This is a genomic window from Streptomyces sp. NPDC087440 (assembly GCF_044744005.1).
In the GTDB taxonomy this organism is placed as follows: domain Bacteria; phylum Actinomycetota; class Actinomycetes; order Streptomycetales; family Streptomycetaceae; genus Streptomyces.
The window spans coordinates 117,429-136,529 of sequence record NZ_JBIUXN010000004.1 but is presented as its reverse complement, the minus strand read 5'-3'; the positions used below and the strand labels follow the sequence as shown (position 1 = coordinate 136,529).

Sequence of the window (19,101 nt, the reverse complement as noted above, 5' to 3'; positions counted from 1 at the left end):
TCACGTGCGGCCGCCGGCCTGCGCCGCCCGCCGCTCCGCCTCGGCGCGGCCGAACCGCGGGGCCGGGAGAACGGGGTCCGGGGCGAAGCGCGTGGTGAGCGACATCAGGCCACCGCCCCTGGTGAGGGTGAAGTCCAGGTGCAGGGGCATCAGGACGCCGTGACGGTAGCGCCGGTAGGTGACGAGCACCGGGCTGTCGAGCTGCGGGGTCTGCTGGACCCTGGTGATCCGGGTCTGCGGGCCGAAGAGCGTGGTGTTGGTCGTACGGGCCCAGTGGAGTGGGGCGGGGGTCAGATCCGGACCGTCGGAGAGGCCCGCGACGGGGGTGATCGCGGTCTGGAAGAGCGTCAGGACGGCCAGCGCCCCGCACGCGGTGAAGGCCGTGCCGCGTACGACCTCGGAGCGGGGGAAAGGCGTCGCCGGCCCGTCCGCGCAGCGCGAGCAGGAGCAGGAGCGTACTGGCTGCCCAACCGGCCCCGGCGCCTGCGTAGTTGAGCGCGAGGTCGATGTGCGTACAGCTGCGTCCGAGCGGCAGCGCGGCCTGGGCCAGTTCCACTCCCGGAACGGCCAGGCAGGTGACGCCGGGTGGCGAGTACGAGGAGGAGGCACGGCAGTGCGAAGAGCACCGCGTTGAGCTGTCCCGGGACCGTTTGCAGCGCCCCGTGCAGGGTCGTGCCCGTCGCACGCACCCGTTCCGCGGAGGTGCTGTTGTGCCCCGGGGTGAGGGTGACCGCGAACGCACCGGTGAACAGTGCGGCAGCCGCCGACGCGAGCCACGGACTGCGGCCGCGGGCACGCGCCCACAGGGTGGCGGGCAGGCCGAGGGGGAGCGCCAGGCCGAGGTGGCGGGTAGGTGCTCGTGCCGGGGGCGAAGGGGCGCTCGGGCGGCAGGGGTTGAGGGGCGGGCCCCGGACCGCCCCTGGGGCTTCTCCGCCGGGCCACCGACGGCTGAGCAGGTGCGGGACATGGCCTTCCCGCCGAGACTGTGCCCCTTGGTCTCGCTCTTGAGCGGCGTAGGACATAAGAAGGCAGGGCGGCGGAATGCTGGTCCACCCCCGTCGCCAACGCGCCATCCAGAAGGGTGAATGAGTCGTACGACGCCGATTCGGGGCGATCGCGATGCGTGCTGTGCCCGGCGGTGCCACCGCAAGAGAGGCTCTCGGAGGGGGCGGCCGATCCGTACGGCATGGGGTGTGACATGGGGCGGCCATCCCCCCCGCACGTGAGAAGTAGGACACCTTCGCGGGAAAGTGTCCTACTTCTCAGCGGGGTGGTCCTGGAGCGGTGTCGCTCCGAGGCCCGGGGTTCCAGGTGCCTAACCGGGTGCGTGGTGCTGGGCCGCTCCTTCTGCGGGCCTCGCTCCAGGCCGACCTCGCCGACGCCCAGGCCCGCAACACCCGCCTGGCCGCCCGTGTTCAGCATGGCCCCCCGCCGACATCGGCCAACCGACAGCCGACCAGGGCTCTCAACCGGCGCGGCTGAGACGTTCGGCCGGTATCGCCTCTTGCCTGCGACCCGCCCGACGCATGAGGCCACGAACGCCGACAGCCAGCGCCCAGAACAGGAGAGGAAGAGCGGCGACCCGTTCCATGCCTCCCATGCCGAGTCCGAGGTAGTGACGGGAGAGGAACAGCCCGAAGGCCGTGATCGCTGTGGCTCCCAGCAGGGTGGTGACCCACCGCAGGGGGGCCGGTACGTGTTCTGCCAGACCGAACCCCGCCACGACGAGACCGATATTGCCCGCTGCCATGATCAAGAGGGCGCCCAGGACATGCTGGTTCTCGTTGACGTCCGCAGGAGCCAGCCCGGCCAACACGAATCCCACGCCGGCACCGGCGAGCAGCAGACGGGCCACGGCAGCGGCCCGTCCCCTGCGCCACAGGGCACCACCGGTCAGGGCGGCACCCACAACGAGCAGCACCCCCAGGGCCACGAACGAAAAATTCATCAGACCGTGCTCGGGGGAACAGATGTACCGCGGCTCAGGATCTGGCTGTAGGGCGCAGTGAACGTTGCCCAAGTCGCTGATGTTGTTGCCTGCCCAGCTGTACGGTCTGGCCCAAGCCGACTCGGCAATTCCATGGATGACGAAGAACTGCACCACGCCCACGATCCATGCCGAGTACCCGATCCGGACTCTCACCTGTCCACCTTCCGCCTCGCGAATATCGTGCGGACAGCCGATCATGCGGCGCCGGGCTCGGGCACTCCGACAAGCCCCCTGGAACACAGTGGGGCAGACCCCACCGCGACCGTTCGTCCCCACCTTCACTGGCGGGACCGGCAGCTTCGTCGCGGGGAAGTGCCCTACTCCGCTACGGCCCTCACCCCGGAGCGGCGAGGCTCCGGGGTGAGGGGTGGGGCAGGTGTGTGTGCTGCGGGCCGTTACTTCTGCGTATCCCGCAACAGGTGGCCGATGTGCGCCGCCGCGCCCGCCAACCGGGCGCGTGCGTCGGCCAGTTGGGAGGCGGTCACGCCGTGGTCGCGGGCCGTGTCGCGGATGTCGTCGCGGAAGCGGTCCAGGAGGCGGTCCAGTTCGCGGGCCGGGTCCGTGCCGGGCTTGGTGTCCTCGTGGGCCCAGTCGGGGAGGGGGGCCGAGGTGGGGGTGTCGTCGCGGACGGCGTCCTCCCAGACGTTGCCGGACGAGGGGGCGGGCCTGTCGGTGCGTTCGACCGTGATGTCGGGGGCCTCCTTCGGGGCCTCCTGGCCGCCCTTGCCGAAGCGGCCGAAGTCCTTGCCCCAGGCGCGGGTGAACTCCTTCTCGATCTCGGCCAGTCCGTCCCGTACCGCAGAGGGCCAGTCGCCGCGCGACACGTGCTCGCGGACCTGCTCCTCGACCCGGCGGGCCGCCTGCTGCATGTGCTCGCGGGCCCGGTCGGCGGTCTCCTTGGCCTGGCGGCGGGCGTCCTGCGCGTCCTGGCGGGCGCGGCGGCTCTCGTCCTTCGCGCGGCGCGCCTGCTCCTTCCACTCCTGGCGGGCCTTGCGCATCTCCTCCTTGGCCGTGCGCCAGGCCTCCTTGTCGCCCCACGGGCCCCCGGTGCCCCAGTCGCCGCCGGACTCCTTGCCCGGCGTGGCGGACGTGCCCGAGGCGGCGGCCTGGGCCTTCATCTCGCGGCGCAGGTCACCCGCGGCGCTGCGCACGTCGTCGCGGATCTCGGCGGCCAGCTCGGAGACGGACTCGCGGATCTCCATCTCCAGGTCCGCCAACTCGCCGCCCCGGTCGGCCAGTTCGGCGCGGCCCGCGTCGGTGATCGAGTAGACCTTGCGGCCCCCCTCGGTGGCGTGCGTGACCAGGCCCTCCGCCTCCAGCTTGGCGAGCCGGGGGTAGACGGTGCCCGCGGAGGGTGCGTACAGGCCCTGGAAGCGCTCTTCGAGGAGGCGGATGACCTCGTAACCGTGGCGCGGCGCCTCGTCCAGCAGCTTCAGGAGGTAGAGGCGGAGGCGGCCGTGGGCGAAGACGGGAGGCATGTCAGAGGACCTTTCCGGAGGGCGAGTCGGTGGGCGAGTCGGTGGGAGGGGTGTCCATCGGTGCGTCGTCCACCGGTACGTCGTCCACCGGCGCGTCGTCCGTCGGCGGGCGGCGCAGCAGGGCGATCGAGCCGGAGACCGTCGTCGCGCGCAGCTTGCCCGCGCCCGTGCCCAGCGTTCCGGTGATCTTCTTCTGTGCCCACTGGCCCGAGACCCGCAGGTCCTCGAAGGCGCTGGAGACCGAACCGCTCGTCGTGTTCGCCTCGACCTTCGCGTCCGCCGGGTGCGGCAGGCGGATCGCCACCTCGCCGGAGACGGTCGTCAGGGCGATGTCGGCCGGACCGCCCCGGGCCGGGTCGACGTCGATGACCATCGCACCGCCCACCGACTCCGCCCGTACGGACGAACCCGCCCCGTCGACCATCGTCAGGTCGCCCGAGACCGACTTGAAGTGCAGGTCGCCGGTGAGGGAGTGGGCCTCCAGATTGCCGGAGACGGTCTCCGCGTTCACCTTGCCGGTCAGGCCGACCAGGGTGGTGTCGCCGGTGACGCCGCGCACGTCGGCCCGGCCGCGGATGCCGGAGACCACCGCGCTCGCCCCGACCGTGCCCACGCTCACCTTCGCGCCCGCCGGAACGGCGAGGGTGACCTCCGCCGAACGGCGCCAGCTCTGCCGCTCCAGGAAGCTCAGGAAGCCCTTCTTGCTCTTCCAGGGCAGGTCCTCGTACGTGACGGTCAGCGTGCCGCCCTCGTGCGTGACGAGCAGCGGCGGGCCGTCGATCCCGGTCACCTCCAGCCGGGCGCCGGCGGCCGGGTCGTCCGTGCCCACGACGTTCACGGCGCCGTTGACGATCTGGACGCTCAGGGCGTCGACGGGCTCGTCGAAGGTGAGTTTCTGCGGTTCGGTGACGGACCACTCGGTCATGGCGATCTCCCCGGTCTGGACGTGACGCGCGGCTTGCGGCATTGCGACGCAACATATCGCGTCTTCTCTCCAACACGATATATCGCGGTTGGGTGAAGTCAACATAAGGGTGGGTGACTGTGAGAGGTGGGGCGGGTGTATATGTCCTAGCGTGGGTGGTATGTCGCACCCTGTGTCCCCGTCCGTGTACGCCACCGGGGCCCTGCTCCTCTGCCGGGCGCCGGTCGCCGACGTACGCCCCGCGCTGCCGCTGCTGCGCGAGCGCGCCCTGCTGGCCCCCGCCGGGGACGGCTGGAGCGTCCTGGTCCCCGAGGGGAAGCCGTGGCTGGCCGAGGGGAGTGTGTACGAGCCGGTCGACAGGGTGGTGGCGGGCTGGGCCTCCGCCCTCGCCATCGGCACCAACTGGCCGGTGCTGGCGCTGTGGTGGGACCCCGACCGGGCGGGCTACACGCTGGCCTCGGGCTTCCGGCGGACGGTCGGTTACGAGTGGCTGGCCGACGGCACGCCGCTCGGCGAGGACGAGGCGATGCGGACCTTCGCGGTGCGGCTGGGGCTGGACCCCGTACACGACATGGAGAGCCTGGAGGGGCTGGCCCGGCCGGACAGCGACGCGGACGCGCGGGCGCGGCTGCTCGGGCTGATCGCGGTGCTGCACCGGGTGGGGCTGGAGCTGCCGGTGGGGCTGACCCCGGGGGAGAGCGCGGACCGGCTGCGGGAGGTGGCCAGGGTGGGGCCGCAGACGGTGGCGGTGGAGTGGGCGGGCTGGCGCGACGCGCTGGACCATGGGCCGCTGGCGGAGTGGGTACGGGGCCCGCGGGCCCGCGTGTTGGGGGCGGCGCAGGTGGTGGCGGGGGTGCCGATGCTGGTGTGGGGGTGGCGGAGGGGGTCCGCCGGGTGGGCGGTGGCGGGCGGACTGATGCTCGCCCAAGGCGTGGTGGGCCTGGCCTACGACCGCGTCCGCACCCGAACCTGACGGCTTCCGGCGCCGCGCGGTGCGCCCCGTCAGGGGCGCGGGGAACTGCGCGCCCAGCCACCCACTCACCCGCACGGGAACCGTGCGCAGCCGCGCGGCGAGCGCTTTAGGTGGAGGGGCGGGTCTGGGGCCTCTCTGCCTGAGCCGGGCGGGGCTGACGTGTCCGGTACGGGGGTGGGCCGGGGCCCCTTTGGACGCGCGTCCGGTACGGGTGCTGGGCCAGGGGCGGCACCGGGGTGGGCCGGGAGCGGGAGGGGCCGCCCCCTTGCCCGCCCGTCCCGCCCCCGGGGGGCGGCCCCGCCGCCCAAGGGGGCTGGGGAAGAGGGGGGAGGGCGGCCCCGCCGCCCAAGGGGGCTGAGGGGAGGTGGGGGAGGGGGAGGGCGGCCCCGGCGCCTAAGGGGGCTACAGGGGAAGCGGGGGCAGGGCGGGTTGCCCGGAGGGCATGCCGTTGGGGGGTGGGGAACGGCGCGACCAGCCACGACGGTGCTGCACAGGAACCGTTCACCAGTTCCCGCGATGAGCGCTACTCGTCCTCGTCCTCGTCGTCCAGGCGGGCCAGCCACGTGGCCAGGCGTTCCACCGGGACCTCGAAGTCGGGGTTCAGGTCCACGAACGTACGGAACTGCTCGGCGAGCCACTCGAAGGTGACTTCCTCCTCGCCGCGCCGCTTCTCCAGCTCTTCGATGCCACGGTCAGTGAAGTACATGCGTACAAGATTAAAGGGCCCGCCCCCGCGAAAACCTCTCGCGGGGGCGGGCCCCTCACATGCTCTGACCAGCGTCAGCGACTAGGCGTCGAAGACCTCGGTGACGAGAGCCTGCTGCTCCGCCTGGTGGCGCTTCGCCGAGCCGACGGCCGGGGACGAGCTGTGCGGGCGCGAGATGCGGCGCAGGCGCTCGCCGTGCGGGATGTCCGCGCCGACTGCCAGGTCGAGGTGGTCGATCAGGTTGAGGGCGATGAAGGGCCATGCGCCCTGGTTCGCCGGCTCCTCCTGGGCCCACAGGTACTTCTCGGCGTTCGGGTACTTGGCGATCTCGGCCTGGAGCTCCGCACCCGGGAGGGGGTAGAGGCGTTCGAGGCGGATGATCGCGGTGTCCGTGGCGCCGCGCTTCTCGCGCTCGGCCTCCAGGTCGTAGTAGACCTTGCCCGCGCAGAAGACGACCTTGCGGACGGCCGAGGCGTCCACCTTGTCGTCGCCGATGACGGGACGGAAGCCGCCCGTGGTGAACTCCTCCGCCTTCGACGCCGCCGCCTTCAGACGCAGCATCGACTTCGGGGTGAAGACGATGAGCGGCTTGTGGTGCGGGTTGTGGACCTGCCAGCGCAGGAGGTGGAAGTAGTTCGAGGGGAGGGTCGGCATGGCGACCGTCATGTTGTTCTGCGCGCACATCTGGAGGAAGCGCTCCGGGCGGGCGGACGAGTGGTCCGGGCCCTGGCCCTCGTAGCCGTGCGGGAGGAGCAGGGTGACGCCGGAGGTCTGGCCCCACTTCTGCTCGGCGGAGGAGATGAACTCGTCCATGACGGTCTGGGCGCCGTTGACGAAGTCGCCGAACTGGGCCTCCCAGATGACCAGCGACTCCGGGCGGGCGAGCGAGTAGCCGTACTCGAAGCCCATCGCCGCGTACTCCGAGAGGAGGGAGTCGTAGACGTTGTAGCGGGCCTGCTCGTCCGAGAGGTACTGGAGCGGGGTGTAGTCCTCGCCCGTCTCCTGGTCGACCAGGACCGCGTGGCGCTGGCCGAAGGTGCCGCGGCGGGAGTCCTGGCCCGCCAGGCGGACCGGGGTGCCCTCCATCAGCAGGGAGCCGATGGCGAGGGTCTCGCCCATGCCCCAGTCGATCGTGCCGTCGTCGACGGACGCGGCGCGGCGCTGCATCTGCGGCATCAGGCGCGGGTGGACGTGGATGTTGTCCGGGATGTTGACCTGCGACTCGGCGATCCGCTTCACGGCCTCCTGCGAGATCGCGGTGGTCACGGCCACCGGGAACTCGGCCTGCGGGTCGCTGTACGGGGCGGCGGCCGGGGTCGACGTGGCCTCGCGGACCTCCGCGAACACCTTCTCCAGCTGGCCCTGGAAGTCCTGGAGCGCCTGCTCCGCCTCTTCCAGGGTGATGTCGCCGCGACCGATCAGGGACTCGGTGTAGAGCTTGCGCACCGAGCGCTTCTTGTCGATCAGCGTCACCATCTGCGGGTTGGTGAACTGCGGGTTGTCGCCCTCGTTGTGACCGCGGCGGCGGTAGCAGATGAGGTCGATCACGACGTCCTTGTTGAACGTCTGGCGGAACTCGAAGGCCAGGCGGGCCACGCGGACCACGGCCTCCGGGTCGTCGCCGTTCACGTGGAAGATCGGCGCCTCGATCATGCGGGCCACGTCGGTGGCGTACATCGAGGAGCGCGAGGCCTCCGGGGCGGCGGTGAAGCCGACCTGGTTGTTGATGACGATGTGCACGGTGCCGCCGGTGCGGTAGCCGCGCAGCTGCGACATGTTGAAGGTCTCGGCCACGACGCCCTGGCCCGCGAAGGCCGCGTCGCCGTGCAGGGCGACGGGCAGGACGGTGAAGTCCGTGCCGCCCTTGTTGATGATGTCCTGGCGTGCGCGGGCGATGCCCTCCAGGACCGGGTCCACGGCTTCGAGGTGCGAGGGGTTCGCGGCCAGCGAGACCTTGATCTGCTCGCCGTCGAGACCGGTGAAGGTGCCCTCGGCGCCCAGGTGGTACTTCACGTCGCCGGAGCCGTGCATCGACTTCGGGTCGAGGTTGCCCTCGAACTCGCGGAAGATCTGGGCGTACGACTTGCCCACGATGTTCGCGAGGACGTTCAGGCGGCCGCGGTGGGCCATGCCGATGACGACCTCGTCCAGACGCGACTCGGCGGCGCTGTCGATGACGGCGTCGAGGAGGGGGATGACGGACTCGCCGCCCTCCAGGCTGAAGCGCTTCTGGCCGACGTACTTGGTCTGCAGGAAGGTCTCGAAGGCCTCGGCGGCGTTCAGGCGGCGCAGGATGCGCAGCTGCTCCTCGCGCTCGGGCTTCGAGTGCGGGCGCTCCACCCGGTCCTGGATCCACTTGCGCTGCTTCGGGTCCTGGATGTGCATGAACTCGATGCCGGTGGTGCGGCAGTACGAGTCGCGCAGGACGCCGAGGATGTCGCGCAGCTTCATCATCGACTTGGAGGCGAAGCCGCCGACGGCGAACTCGCGCTCCAGGTCCCACAGCGTCAGCCCGTGCTCGTTGATGTCGAGGTCGGGGTGCTTGCGCTGCTTGTACTCCAGCGGGTCCGTGTCGGCCATGACGTGGCCGCGCACCCGGTAGGAGTGGATCAGCTCGAAGACGCGGGCGGCCTTCGTGACGTCGTCGTCGTGGCTGGCGTCGATGTCCTTGAGCCAGCGGACCGGCTCGTAGGGGATGCGCAGCGCCTTGAAGACGTCGTCGTAGAAGCCGGACTCGCCGAGCAGGAGGTTCGCGACGATGCGGAGGAACTCGCCGGAGGCGGCGCCCTGGATGACGCGGTGGTCGTACGTCGAGGTCAGGGTCATGACCTTGGAGATGCCGAGCTTGTTCAGGGTGTCCTGCGAGGTGCCCTGGAACTCCGCCGGGTAGTCCATCGAGCCGACGCCCATGATGACCGACTGACCGGGCATCAGACGCGGGACCGAGTGGACGGTGCCGAGGCCGCCCGGGTTGGTGAGGGAGACCGTCACACCGGTGAAGTCGTCCATCGTCAGCTTGTTGTCGCGGGCGCGGCGGACGATGTCCTCGTAGGCCTGCCAGAACTCGAAGAAGTCGAGCGTCTCGGCCTTCTTGATGCCGGCGACGACGAGCTGGCGGTCGCCGTTGGGCTTCACCAGGTCGATCGCGAGGCCGAAGTTGATGTGCTCCGGCTTCACCATCGTGGGCTTGCCGTCCTTCTCCGTGAAGGAGTAGTTCATCGACGGCATGGCCTTGATGGCCTGCACCATCGCGAACCCGATGAGGTGGGTGAAGGAGATCTTCCCGCCCCGGGCGCGCTTCAGGTGGTTGTTGATGACGATGCGGTTGTCGAAGAGCAGCTTCACCGGGACCGCGCGCACGGACGTCGCCGTGGGGACCTCGATGGAGGCGTTCATGTTCTTCGCGACCGCGGCGGACGGGCCGCGGAGGGTGACGTACTCGGGACCGGCCGGGGCGGAGGTCGCCTCGGCGGCGGGAGCGGGCTTCACAGGTGCGGCCTTCTGTGCGGGTGCGGGTGCCTTGGCGGCCGGTGCGGCCTGGGCGGGAGCGGATGCGGCGGGGGCCGCTGCGGCGGGCTTCGCGGCCGGCGCAACTGCGGGCTGCGCCGGAGCGGCGGGGGCCTGCGCCGGGGCCGCGGGCTGGGCCGGGGCGGGCACCTGGGCGGCGGGCGCGGCCTGCTGCGCCGGAGCGGCGGCAGGTGCGGCCGGGGCCGGGGCGGCCGGGGCGGCGGCGGGTGCCTGTGCGGCGGGGGCCGACTTCTCTGCCGTACCGCCGGTGGCTCCCGGCTTGTAGTCGGCGAAGAAGTCCCACCACGCTCGGTCGACGGAACTGGGGTCCTGGAGGTACTGCTGGTAGATCTCGTCGACGAGCCACTCATTGGGACCGAAGGCAGCGGCAGGGTTCTTCCCCTGCTCGGCTTGGTCGGTCGACGAGAGACTTGAGCTACTGGGGGACTGAGACGACACGGCGTTAACCGCCCTCTTCCGCTTCGCAAGGTGGTGGACAGCGGAAATAAAGGCTACGCCTCCCCGGCCGGGAGATGCAGACCGGGCGGTGCATCCGTCGCGTAAGTCACATCGGAGAGCTGGTTTCGGCGCACGAAATGGCGGGAAACAAGCGGGGTTCCGGTGTGGACCGCGCGTCAAGCGGATGCGAGCCGGGTGCATCCGACCGAGGATGCGGCCTTCAGCCCCGCATCCTGGCAGGACGAACGCAGAACGTCCGTTTCTGGTTCGAACCCTACGTCAACTGCGCGAAGAGGCGGTCCCCGGAAGGGTCACCTGAATCCGGCAGCCCCGTTCGGATTCGGCCACGCCGATCCGGCCGCCGTGCAGATCGACGGCCCAGCGCGCGATGGCCAGACCGAGACCCGTACCGCCGTCGCTGCCCGACGTGGGCTTGGCGGGCGACTTGCCCTGATTGAAGCGTTCAAACACCCGGTGCCACTCCGACTTCGGTATGCCCGGACCCTCGTCCAGCACTTCCAGGTCGAGGCTCTCCGGGAGTTCCCCGCGCCGCGCCCGTACCGTGACCCGGCCGTGCGGCGGGGAGTGCTTCACCGCGTTGTCGATCAGGTTGGCGACCACCTGGTGCAGCCGCTCCTGGTCCGCGTGCGCGGTCAGCTCCGGTGGGGAGACGTCCAGGTGGAGGTGGACGTCCTTGCGCATGTGGCGGCCGGACCCGGAGGCCAGGTTGCGCTGCGCGGCGGCCAGATTGGCCTCCTTCAGCACGCCCGACAGATACGGCCACACCTCGAAGCGGCGCGCCTTCAGCGGTACGACACCGTTGTCGAGGCGGGCCAGGTCCAGGAGGGTCTCCACGAGGCCGCCGAGCCGCTCGGTCTGCTTGAGCGCGGTGCGCATGGTCTCGGGGTCGGCGGCGACCACGCCGTCCACCACGTTCTCCAGTACGGCACGGAGCGCGGCGATCGGGGTGCGCAGCTCGTGGGAGACGTTCGCGACCAGTTCCTTGCGGTTCTGGTCGACGGCCTGGAGCTCCTCGGCCATCCGGTTCAGGGTGGTGGCCAGGCCCCCCAGCTCGTCGCGGCGGTTCTCACCGTCGATGCGGCCCGTGTAGTCGCCGTGCGCCATGGCGGCGGCGACCTCGCGCATCTCGTCGAGCGGCTTGGTGAGGTTGTGCGCCACGAACTGGGTGATCAGCATCGACGCGATGATCGAGAAGACCGTGATGAAACGCAGCTCGGTCTTGGTGGCCAGCGCCACCATCACCAGACCGGTGGTCAGCGCCACCGACACCACGACCAGGGCGATCAGCTTGCCCCGGATGGTGAAGGGACGCAGAGCGAGCGGCCGGGACGCCAGGTTCCCGAGGCGGCGCAGCAGCCGGCCGGGGCGCAGCCGCTCCCGCAGGGGGCGCCTGACGCGCTGCCCGCAGTCGCCGCACCGGCGCGCCGGGCGCGCCGGCTCCCGCCGCTGCTCCGGCACCCGCCGTCGCAGCGACCCGCGCCCGGTCCCGCCGCGCTTCGTCCCGGCCGTACTGCTCACGGCGCCGGCGTCTCCAGCGCATACCCCACGCCGTGCACGGTACGGATGCGCTCCGCGCCGATCTTCCGGCGCAGCGCCTTGATGTGGCTGTCGACCGTACGGGTGCCCGAGGCGTCCGCCCAGTCCCACACCTCGGCGAGCAACTGCTCCCGGGAGAGGACGGCGCGCGGCGTGTTCGCCAGGCAGACCAGCAGGTCGAACTCGGTGGGCGTCAGGTGTACGTCCTCGCCGTGCACCCGCACCCGCCGCTGTGCGTGGTCGATCTCCAGCTCGCCGAGGCGCAGGATGCCGCTGCGCGGCGTGGCGGCGGCGATCGTGGCCCGCTCCACCCGGCGCAGCAGGACGTGCACCCGGGCCGCCAGCTCGCGCATGGAGAACGGTTTCGTCATGTAGTCGTCCGCGCCGACCCCGAGTCCGACCAGCATGTCGGTCTCGTCGTCGCGTGCGGTGAGCATCAGGACCGGCACGGGTCGCTGCGCCTGGACTCTGCGGCAGACCTCGAGGCCGTCGAAGCCGGGCAGCATGATGTCGAGGACCATCAGGTCCGGCTGCCAGGCCTCGGCCGTGTCGACGGCCGCCGGGCCGTCGCTCGCGGTCTGCACCTGGAAGCCCTCGGCCCGCAGCCGGGCCGCGATGTTGTCCACGATCGTGGAATCGTCCTCGACGACCAGTACCCGGCGCTGAGCGCCGGGCGTGGCCGCGAGGCCGTTGTGGCTGGTGTGTGTCTGCTCCATCGCCCCGCCCCTGGAGTGCGTTCGTAAGATCCCGCGGTCAGATGAGCAGCGTACGGGCACTGACCTGCTCACGGCTACGCGGTGCAACTGCCTGCCCCGGCACCGAAAGCGACGCCTCGGGCAAGTTGTTGGTTATGGCTTTAATCCCTCTGAATACGACATTCCGCAATGACTCTTCGTAAGTCGAGGCCGCGCAACTCGCCCTGTGCACAAGGAAGTAGACGTTGCGTAGGCGTCGTGCCCCGCCGTGTCGGCCCGGTGACCCGTTGTTCACCGTAGCCAGGGTTGTACGCGCAAACGTGCGGAACCTGTGAATGTTGTCTCGCGCGGGGCGCCGGGGGCCGCCGGGGCCCCGCGCGAGGCGTGTGGGGGCCGCCGCTCCGGGGGGTTGAGGGGCGGCGGCCCGGGGTGGTGACCGGCTGCTTCGATCAGACGCGCGGGGCGCTGTGCTTCACGTAGCTCTCCAGCTTGCGCAGCTCACGCGTGCCGTCGATCGAGGTGCCGTAGGTGCGGTCCCAGGTGATCGGGGCGATCGTCACGTGGTTCTTCTCCAGCAGCCAGACCTGGTCGGCGTCCTTGCGGCTCTCGTCGCACTCGCCGCCGGAGGACAGCTTGCCCTCGCACAGGCCCATCGTGATGTCGAAGCTGTCGCCGCCGTTCTTCTGCTCGTAGTCGTGGTAGATCGCCGCACCATTGCCGACGCGGGTCCAGACCGGGGCCTTGACCTTCTCGCCGTTGGTGGTGTCGGGGTAGTCGACCTTCACCGCGAACTTGCCGGTGAGCAGCTTGTTCTGGCGCATTCCGGCGAGGAACCGCGCGCCGAACTCGGCGGTGGCCCGGTAGGTCTGCACCGGGTAGCTGGTGTTGGTCGCGTCGCCCTCGGCACTGAACGCGACCGCCGGGACCTGCTGGTCGATGGCGGCGACGGCCGCGCCGACGGTGCCCGAGTCGTTCACGCTGGCGGCGATGTTGGGGCCGGAATTGATGCCGGTGAGGACGACGTCCGGGTCGCCGCTCCAGCCGACCTTGGCCTTCAGGCCGCCGCGCAGGGCCAGCTTCACGGTGTCGGCGGGGGTGGCGGACGGGGTGTCCTTGCCGCACGGGCCGTCGGCCACGCACACGCCGAACACGGGGGAGCCGGAGGGGGTTCCGGCGCAGTCGTTCTCGTACCCCTGGGGGAGGGCCGTGCGCCGCTGGGCGGTGAGGACGCCGCCGTTGGTGACGGCGGTGCCCTTGCCGGACTGGACCTGCCACGGGGCCATCACGACGACGTCGGCACCGGCGGCGCACATGGCGCGGCGCAGCTCGTAGAGGCCGAGGCCGTCGGAGTGGGAGGGCTTGGCGGCCTGCATGCCGTCGTCGTTCGAGATGAGGACGCGCAGGCCGGCGAGGGGCTTGGCGGAGGGCTTCTGGGGGTGGTGCTTGGCCTGCGGGGCGGGCGGGGCCGGGGTGGGGGCGGAGACGTAGGCCGTGGCGCCGAGGCCGGCGACGACGGCACCGGCCGTGGTCAGTGCGAGGAGATTGCGACGAGCGGAACGCATGGGATGGCAGTCCCTTCCAGGCAGAGAGTGGTGGGTGGTGGGGGAGGGCGGCTCTGTGGTGCGTGGTGCGTGGCCTGTGGTGTGTGGCCTGTGGTGTGTGGCCTGTGGTGTGTGGTGGTGTGGTCCGGGACCCGGCCCCCCACAGGCGGGTCCCGGACCTCGGCAGCGCGCGAGGCGTTGCCGCAGCGGGGTTGATCAGGAACCCCGCGGTCTGACATCGGTCGGTGCCCGACCGAAAGCTGTTGTGTCGTGCTGGGTGGGGGTGTTCGGCCGGACCCTGTTCCGACCGGCCCGCCGCCGATCCCTCGGGCTCGGCTTCCGCCCCGGCCCCTCGGACTCGGCTTCCCCCCTTGCCCCTTGGGCTCGGCCTCCCCCCAGTGCCCTGGGGCTCCGCCCCCCTCTTCCCCCGTAGCCCCCTTGGGCGGCGGGCCCGCCCCCCGGGGGCGGGACGGGCGGGCAAGGGGGCGGCCCCTCCCGCTCCCGGCCCACCCGGGTGCCGCCCCTGGCCCAGCACCTGTGCCGGGTGCACGTCACCGCCAAGGCCCCGGGTCGCCTCCCGGTGCCGGGCATGCGCAGCTCTGCCCCGCCGGGGCAAGGGGGTCCCCAGCCCCGCCCCTTCACCTAAACCCGCGGGGCTGATGGGGGGTGGGTCCCGGGCAGGGGGTGGTGGGTCTCGGTTCCGTGCGGATGCGTCGTGGCTGGTCGCGCAGTTCCCCGCGCCCCTGAAGGGGCACGGAGGCAGCGCAGCCGGTCGCGACCGCGCGGCGGAGCCGCAGGTTGGTACAGCCCCGCGCCCCTGAAGGGGCACGGAGGCAGCGCGGCCGGTCGCGCCTGCGCGGCGGAGCCGCAGGTTGAGCACAGCCCCGCACTCCTGAAGGGGCGCCCGCGCGGCGGAGCCGCAGGTTGAGCACAGCCCCGCACTCCTGAAGGGGCGACCGCGCGGCGGAGCCGCAGGTTGAGCACGGTCCCGTACCCCTCGCGGGGTGCCCGCGCGGCGGAGTCGCACCGTGAGCACGGTCCCGCGCCCCAGACAGGGCGCGAACGCTCCGGACGGGTCAGATTTCGAGGCCGTGGGCGTAGGGGAAGACCGGGTTCTCCGTGTCGTTGGGGACGTCCGGGCGGGCCGCCTCCACCGCCGCCATCGAGCGCGGGAGCTCGAAGGGCAGCCGGCCCTCCGCCTTCGCCCGGCCGAAGGCCACGTCCAGGAGCGCCGCGTCCGCCGCGCCGAAGTCGGCGATGACCGCCGCCGCGTGCTCCGCGATCTCCGGGATGACCGCCGCCCGCTCCAGGTTGATGCCGACCAGGGTGGGGACGGAGTCCAGCAGACCCACGATCCGCGCGAGCTCCTCGCCCTCGAAGGCCAGCGTGCCCGAGTGGAAGAAGGACTCGAACTTGTTGGCCCGCTCCTCGTAGGGGGTGCGCAGGCGGATCACCGCGAAGTCGGCCTCGGCGGGGGTCGCGACGACCTCGCCGTAGGCGGCGGCGACCGCGGGGTCCACGTTCTCGACGTACAGCTTCGGACGGCCGGAGAGGGGGAGCGTCAGCTCGCGGTTGGACAGGACGGTGAGGGAGCGGCGCTGGGCGCGCTCGCCCGCGGCCTTGAAGTCGGCGCGGCCCACCGTCTCCTCGGCCAGGTCCACGTCGACGTAACGGTTGTCGAAGAGGCCGAGGACGAACTTTTCGCGCAGGATCCGGCGTACCGAGACGTCGATGCGCTCCTCTGCGATGCGGCCCGAGCGGACCAGCTCCACGATCACCTCGGGGCAGGCCTCGCCGCCGAACTGGTCGCAGCCCGCGTCCAGGGACTTCGCGGCCAGCTCGGGGCGCGAGAGGTGCTCGACGCCCCAGGCGCGCGCGGGGTGCGGTTCGCCGAAGATGTTGGCCTCGGTGAGCAGGCCCCAGTCGGTGCACACGATGCCCTGGAAGCCGAGCTGGTCGCGCAGGAGGCCCTGGATGACGCCCTTGTTGAAGCCGAAGCCGACCTCTTCCCAGTCGGTGCCGACCGGCTGGCCGTAGTACGGCATCATCTGCGAGGCACCGGCGGCGATGGCCGCCTTGAACGGTTCGAGGTGCAGATCGCGCATGCCGCCGGGGTAGACCTGCTCCTTGCCGTGCGCGAAGTGCGGGTCCTCGCCGTCCTTCTGCGGGCCGCCGCCGGGGAAGTGCTTGACCATGGTGGCGACCGAGGCCGGGCCGAGCTGCTTGCCCTGGAGACCGCGCACGTACGCCTGGACCAGCTCGCCGGTGACCTTGGCGTCCGAGCCGAAGGTGCCGTTCTGGCGGGACCAGCGGGGCTCGGAGGCGAGGTCGATCTGCGGGTGGAGGGCGACCCGGAAGCCGACCGCCAGGTACTCGCGGCGCACGATGTCCGCGAACTCCTCGACCAGGTCCGCGTCGTTGATCGCGGCCATGCCCAGCGGCTCCGGCCAGGCGGAGAACGCGCCCGCGTTGAAGGACGCACCGACGTTGTCGGTGAAGGAGTGGCGCGGGTCGGTGGAGAGGGAGACCGGAATGCCCAGGCGGGTGCCCGCCGCCAGCTCCTGGATGTTGTTCGCCCAGGTCGCCATCTCACGGGGGCCGTAGGTGCCCATGAGGTTGAAGTGGGTGAGGTGCTTGCCCTCGACCAGCTCCGGCGTGGTGAAGGGAAGCATGGAGCCGTCGGTCTCGGTGACCAGGCTCCCGTCCGCGTTCATCATCAGCATGTCGTGGAACATCTGCCCGGCCTTCTCCTCCAGCGTCATGCGGGGGAGCAGGTCGTCGACGCGCTGGTCGGGGGTGAGGCTGGGGTCCTGGTAGGGGTGCATCCGGTACTCCTGAAGGGTGCTGCGAGGGGGGGAAGTGGTGTGCGGTGGCGGGGAGTTCGCGGGGGCGTGACTCCCGTACGGGACCTACGGGACCTAGGTGACCGACCTGATCAGCCGGGCGGCCACCGCGCCGCCCGCCGCGCAGAGGGCGCCGAAGAGGAACAGCGCCCCGTAGTTCTGGCCGCCGTCCGCGCTGCCCGCACCGATCGCGAGGACCGCCGGGGCGATCATCGGGACCAGCGACTGCGGGAAGGCGATGGCGATGTTGAGTACGCCCATGCCCTGGGCGGAACTGTCCTTGTCCGGCAGGACGCTCGCGCCGATCGCCATGTCTACCGACAGGTACAGGCCCTCGCCGAACCCGAACACCGCCATGGCCAGCAGGAACAGTCCGTACGACCCGGTCAGCGCCATCAGGGCGAGCGCGACCGCGACCAGCGCCGCCGAGGCGAGGACGAAGGGCTTCCGTCTGCCCCACCGGTCCGAGAGATTGCCGCCGAGCAGCGAGCCCACGACCGTCGAACCGACCATGATCAGCGTGCCGAGGAACATCTTCTGCGCGACCTCGGACCGGCTGAAACCGAGCCGGTCCATCAGGAAGTACACCTGGTAACTGGTGACGCAGGAGTCCGCGACGAAGATCATGAAGCGTGCGCCGAAGTACCGGGCGAAGTCCGGGTGCTTGCGCGGGCTGATCCAGAAGGAGCCGAAGAAGTCCTTCGTACGGTACGGAGGGAACGTGCCCGGTGCGGCCGGGCGGTCCTTCATCACCGAAGCGAGATAGACCACCGCGACCAGTCCGATCGCGCCCGGCACCAGGAACGCCAGCAGCAGCGAGCCGTGGAAGAGCTGGGCGAGGAAGGACCCGGTGACCATCGCCACCGAGATCATCATCCCGACCAGACCGGACACGCGGCCCCGCTGGTGTTCGGGGATCAGGTCCGGCAGGCAGGAGGAGAGGGCGCACAGTGCGGCATTGCAGCCGAGCTGGGCGACGGCCCAGCCGAGGGTGAGGACGAGGATCGAGTCCCCGAGCGCCACGACCGTCAGCCCCGCCATCGCCACCGCCATGCCGCCCAGCAGCCAGGGCCGGCGGCGGCCGAAGCGGCCGGTGGTGCGGTCGGACAGCGCGCCGAAGAGCGGGTTGCCGAGCATCGCCAGGACCGCGCCGACCGACAGGACCAGGCTGAGCCGCCCGCCGCGCCCGCTCTCGGGGACCAGCTGCGAGACGCGCAGGGCGAGGGTGACCAGGACCGGGGTGAGGACGGTCAGGTACAGCCCGAGCTGGGCGAAGGCGAGGCCGAGGACGAGGGAGCGGGGGGCGTCGGAGGGGGTGGGGGTGGGTTCCGGGGCCGGGGCCGAGAGGGCGGTGGTGGACGTGACACGTGTCAACGCCGTGCCTGCCGCCGCTGCGTCGCGGTCCGTGACCATGGGGAACTCCGAGAGGAAAGGGGGCCGGTCGGCTTCGGTGCCGACCCGGCGAGCACAGGCTAAACGCGAAAACCGAGTACCTACTAGGTTTGTGGTGTGTTGCGTGGATCACACGGCATATCCGGGCGGAAGGGGCGGACCGGGGGGCGGGGTCGGGACCGGATTCGGGGCGGATGCGGGCCGGATCCGGGGCGGGCCCGGGGTGGGCCCGGGGCGGGGCGGGGCGCGTCCGGGCGGGTGTCCGGGGGCGCTCTAGGGTGGGTGCATGGCAGCAAGCACGGGGGGCGCGACCCGGAAGAGCGCAGGTCGGGGCAGTTATGCGGTGGGCGAGGCGCGCCGCCAGCAGATCCTCGACACGGCGATCGAGCACTTCGGGCAGTGGGGCTTCCACGCCTCGTCCATGGCCCGGATCGCCCACGACTGCGAGATCACGCAGGGCGGGCTGCTGCACCACTTCCGCAGCAAGGAGGACCTGCTGCTGTCGGTCCTCGCCCAGAGCGAGCAGCACGACATGGAACAGCTCTTCGCGACGGACCCGGCGACGGTGGTCGAGGGCATGGAGGCGGTGATCCGCCTCGCGGAGTCGAACACGAGGCGGCCGGGGCTGGTGCGGATGTTCAACGTGCTGGTGGGCGAGTCCGGGAACCAGGGCCACCCGGCCCACACCTACTTCCGCGCCCGGTACGAGAGGGTGCTCGACCACACGGTCGGAGTACTCCGCGCCGGGATCGCCCGGGGCGAACTCCGCCCGGACGTGGACGTGTTGGAGCTCGCCCAGGAGCAGATCGCGGTGATGGACGGGTTGCAGTTCCAGTGGGCGCTGGCGCCCGAGGCGATGGACATGCCGGGGCGGCTGCGGGCGTACATGGATCGGATGCTGCGGTCGGTGACGGTGGACGGGAGCGGACTGGCAGGGGTCCCGGCGGGGTGATCGGGTCCCGGCGGGGTGATCGGGTGCCGCCGGGGTGATCGGGTGCCGCCGGTGGGGCGGGCTCCCGTCGGCCGGGGCGCGGA

General features: G+C 71.5%; 13 protein-coding genes. 2 read left to right on the top strand and 11 right to left on the bottom strand.

Going from position 1 to position 19,101, the window contains the following annotated elements:
- From ACIO3O_RS11655 to ACIO3O_RS11640, 4 genes are all read right to left on the bottom strand, one after another.
- On the bottom strand, positions 1 to 609 hold the full coding sequence (locus ACIO3O_RS11655; RefSeq protein WP_401744675.1) for a hypothetical protein: 609 nt from the start codon (positions 607 to 609) through the stop codon (positions 1 to 3).
- 856 nt (positions 610 to 1,465) lie between these two features.
- Positions 1,466 to 2,104 carry a DUF998 domain-containing protein gene (locus ACIO3O_RS11650; protein ID WP_401744674.1) on the bottom strand — a complete coding sequence of 213 codons (639 nt, stop codon included), beginning with the start codon at positions 2,102 to 2,104 and terminating at the stop codon, positions 1,466 to 1,468.
- A 281-nt stretch (positions 2,105 to 2,385) separates the two neighbouring features.
- Positions 2,386 to 3,468 (bottom strand): helix-turn-helix transcriptional regulator, encoded by a 1,083-nt coding sequence (locus tag ACIO3O_RS11645; protein WP_401744673.1) that lies wholly within the window; start codon positions 3,466 to 3,468, stop codon positions 2,386 to 2,388.
- A gap of 1 nt (position 3,469) precedes the next feature.
- Positions 3,470 to 4,393, bottom strand: coding sequence for a DUF4097 family beta strand repeat-containing protein (locus ACIO3O_RS11640; RefSeq protein WP_401744891.1), 924 nt, complete (start codon positions 4,391 to 4,393; stop codon positions 3,470 to 3,472).
- Positions 4,394 to 4,553: 160 nt separating this feature from the next.
- Between ACIO3O_RS11640 and ACIO3O_RS11635 the strand changes: the two genes are divergently transcribed.
- Positions 4,554 to 5,366 (top strand): hypothetical protein, encoded by an 813-nt coding sequence (locus tag ACIO3O_RS11635; protein WP_401744672.1) that lies wholly within the window; start codon positions 4,554 to 4,556, stop codon positions 5,364 to 5,366.
- A gap of 523 nt (positions 5,367 to 5,889) precedes the next feature.
- On the opposite strand, the gene ACIO3O_RS11630 is transcribed toward ACIO3O_RS11635, so the two are convergent.
- The 7 genes from ACIO3O_RS11630 to ACIO3O_RS11600 form a co-directional block, all read right to left on the bottom strand.
- Positions 5,890 to 6,072 carry a DUF6104 family protein gene (locus ACIO3O_RS11630; RefSeq protein ID WP_401744671.1) on the bottom strand — a complete coding sequence of 61 codons (183 nt, stop codon included), beginning with the start codon at positions 6,070 to 6,072 and terminating at the stop codon, positions 5,890 to 5,892.
- Positions 6,073 to 6,153: 81 nt separating this feature from the next.
- Entirely contained in the window at positions 6,154 to 10,038 is a 3,885-nt protein-coding gene (locus tag ACIO3O_RS11625) for a multifunctional oxoglutarate decarboxylase/oxoglutarate dehydrogenase thiamine pyrophosphate-binding subunit/dihydrolipoyllysine-residue succinyltransferase subunit (protein WP_401744669.1), read from the bottom strand.
- 279 nt (positions 10,039 to 10,317) lie between these two features.
- Positions 10,318 to 11,373, bottom strand: coding sequence for an ATP-binding protein (locus tag ACIO3O_RS11620; protein WP_401744890.1), 1,056 nt, complete (start codon positions 11,371 to 11,373; stop codon positions 10,318 to 10,320).
- A gap of 200 nt (positions 11,374 to 11,573) precedes the next feature.
- Positions 11,574 to 12,311: a response regulator transcription factor gene (locus tag ACIO3O_RS11615; RefSeq protein ID WP_189820597.1), complete on the bottom strand. Its 738-nt coding sequence runs from the start codon at positions 12,309 to 12,311 to the stop codon at positions 11,574 to 11,576.
- Positions 12,312 to 12,739: 428 nt separating this feature from the next.
- Positions 12,740 to 13,852, bottom strand: a complete 1,113-nt coding sequence (gene surE / locus ACIO3O_RS11610) for a 5'/3'-nucleotidase SurE (RefSeq protein ID WP_401744667.1) — start codon at positions 13,850 to 13,852, stop codon at positions 12,740 to 12,742.
- A 1,055-nt stretch (positions 13,853 to 14,907) separates the two neighbouring features.
- A complete protein-coding gene (locus ACIO3O_RS11605) occupies positions 14,908 to 16,656 on the bottom strand; it encodes a glycoside hydrolase family 3 protein (RefSeq protein ID WP_401744665.1) in 1,749 nt (582 codons plus the stop codon).
- Positions 16,657 to 16,749: 93 nt separating this feature from the next.
- Positions 16,750 to 18,087: an MFS transporter gene (locus tag ACIO3O_RS11600; protein WP_401744663.1), complete on the bottom strand. Its 1,338-nt coding sequence runs from the start codon at positions 18,085 to 18,087 to the stop codon at positions 16,750 to 16,752.
- Between the two features lie 265 nt (positions 18,088 to 18,352).
- On the opposite strand from ACIO3O_RS11600, the gene ACIO3O_RS11595 reads away from it, so the two are divergent.
- Complete coding sequence (locus ACIO3O_RS11595) at positions 18,353 to 19,018, top strand: TetR/AcrR family transcriptional regulator (protein ID WP_401744661.1); 666 nt, start codon at positions 18,353 to 18,355, stop codon at positions 19,016 to 19,018.
- The last annotated feature ends 83 nt before the right edge of the window (positions 19,019 to 19,101 follow it).

Coding starts and splice junctions, on each gene's coding strand:
- ACIO3O_RS11645 (WP_401744673.1), bottom strand. CDS start 3,468: ATGCCTCCCGTCTTCGCCCACGGCCGCCTCCGCCTCTACCTCCTGAAG.
- ACIO3O_RS11640 (WP_401744891.1), bottom strand. CDS start 4,393: ATGACCGAGTGGTCCGTCACCGAACCGCAGAAACTCACCTTCGACGAG.
- ACIO3O_RS11635 (WP_401744672.1), top strand. CDS start 4,554: ATGTCGCACCCTGTGTCCCCGTCCGTGTACGCCACCGGGGCCCTGCTC.
- ACIO3O_RS11630 (WP_401744671.1), bottom strand. CDS start 6,072: ATGTACTTCACTGACCGTGGCATCGAAGAGCTGGAGAAGCGGCGCGGC.
- ACIO3O_RS11615 (WP_189820597.1), bottom strand. CDS start 12,311: ATGGAGCAGACACACACCAGCCACAACGGCCTCGCGGCCACGCCCGGC.
- surE (WP_401744667.1), bottom strand. CDS start 13,852: ATGCGTTCCGCTCGTCGCAATCTCCTCGCACTGACCACGGCCGGTGCC.
- ACIO3O_RS11605 (WP_401744665.1), bottom strand. CDS start 16,656: ATGCACCCCTACCAGGACCCCAGCCTCACCCCCGACCAGCGCGTCGAC.
- ACIO3O_RS11600 (WP_401744663.1), bottom strand. CDS start 18,087: ATGGTCACGGACCGCGACGCAGCGGCGGCAGGCACGGCGTTGACACGT.
- ACIO3O_RS11595 (WP_401744661.1), top strand. CDS start 18,353: ATGGCAGCAAGCACGGGGGGCGCGACCCGGAAGAGCGCAGGTCGGGGC.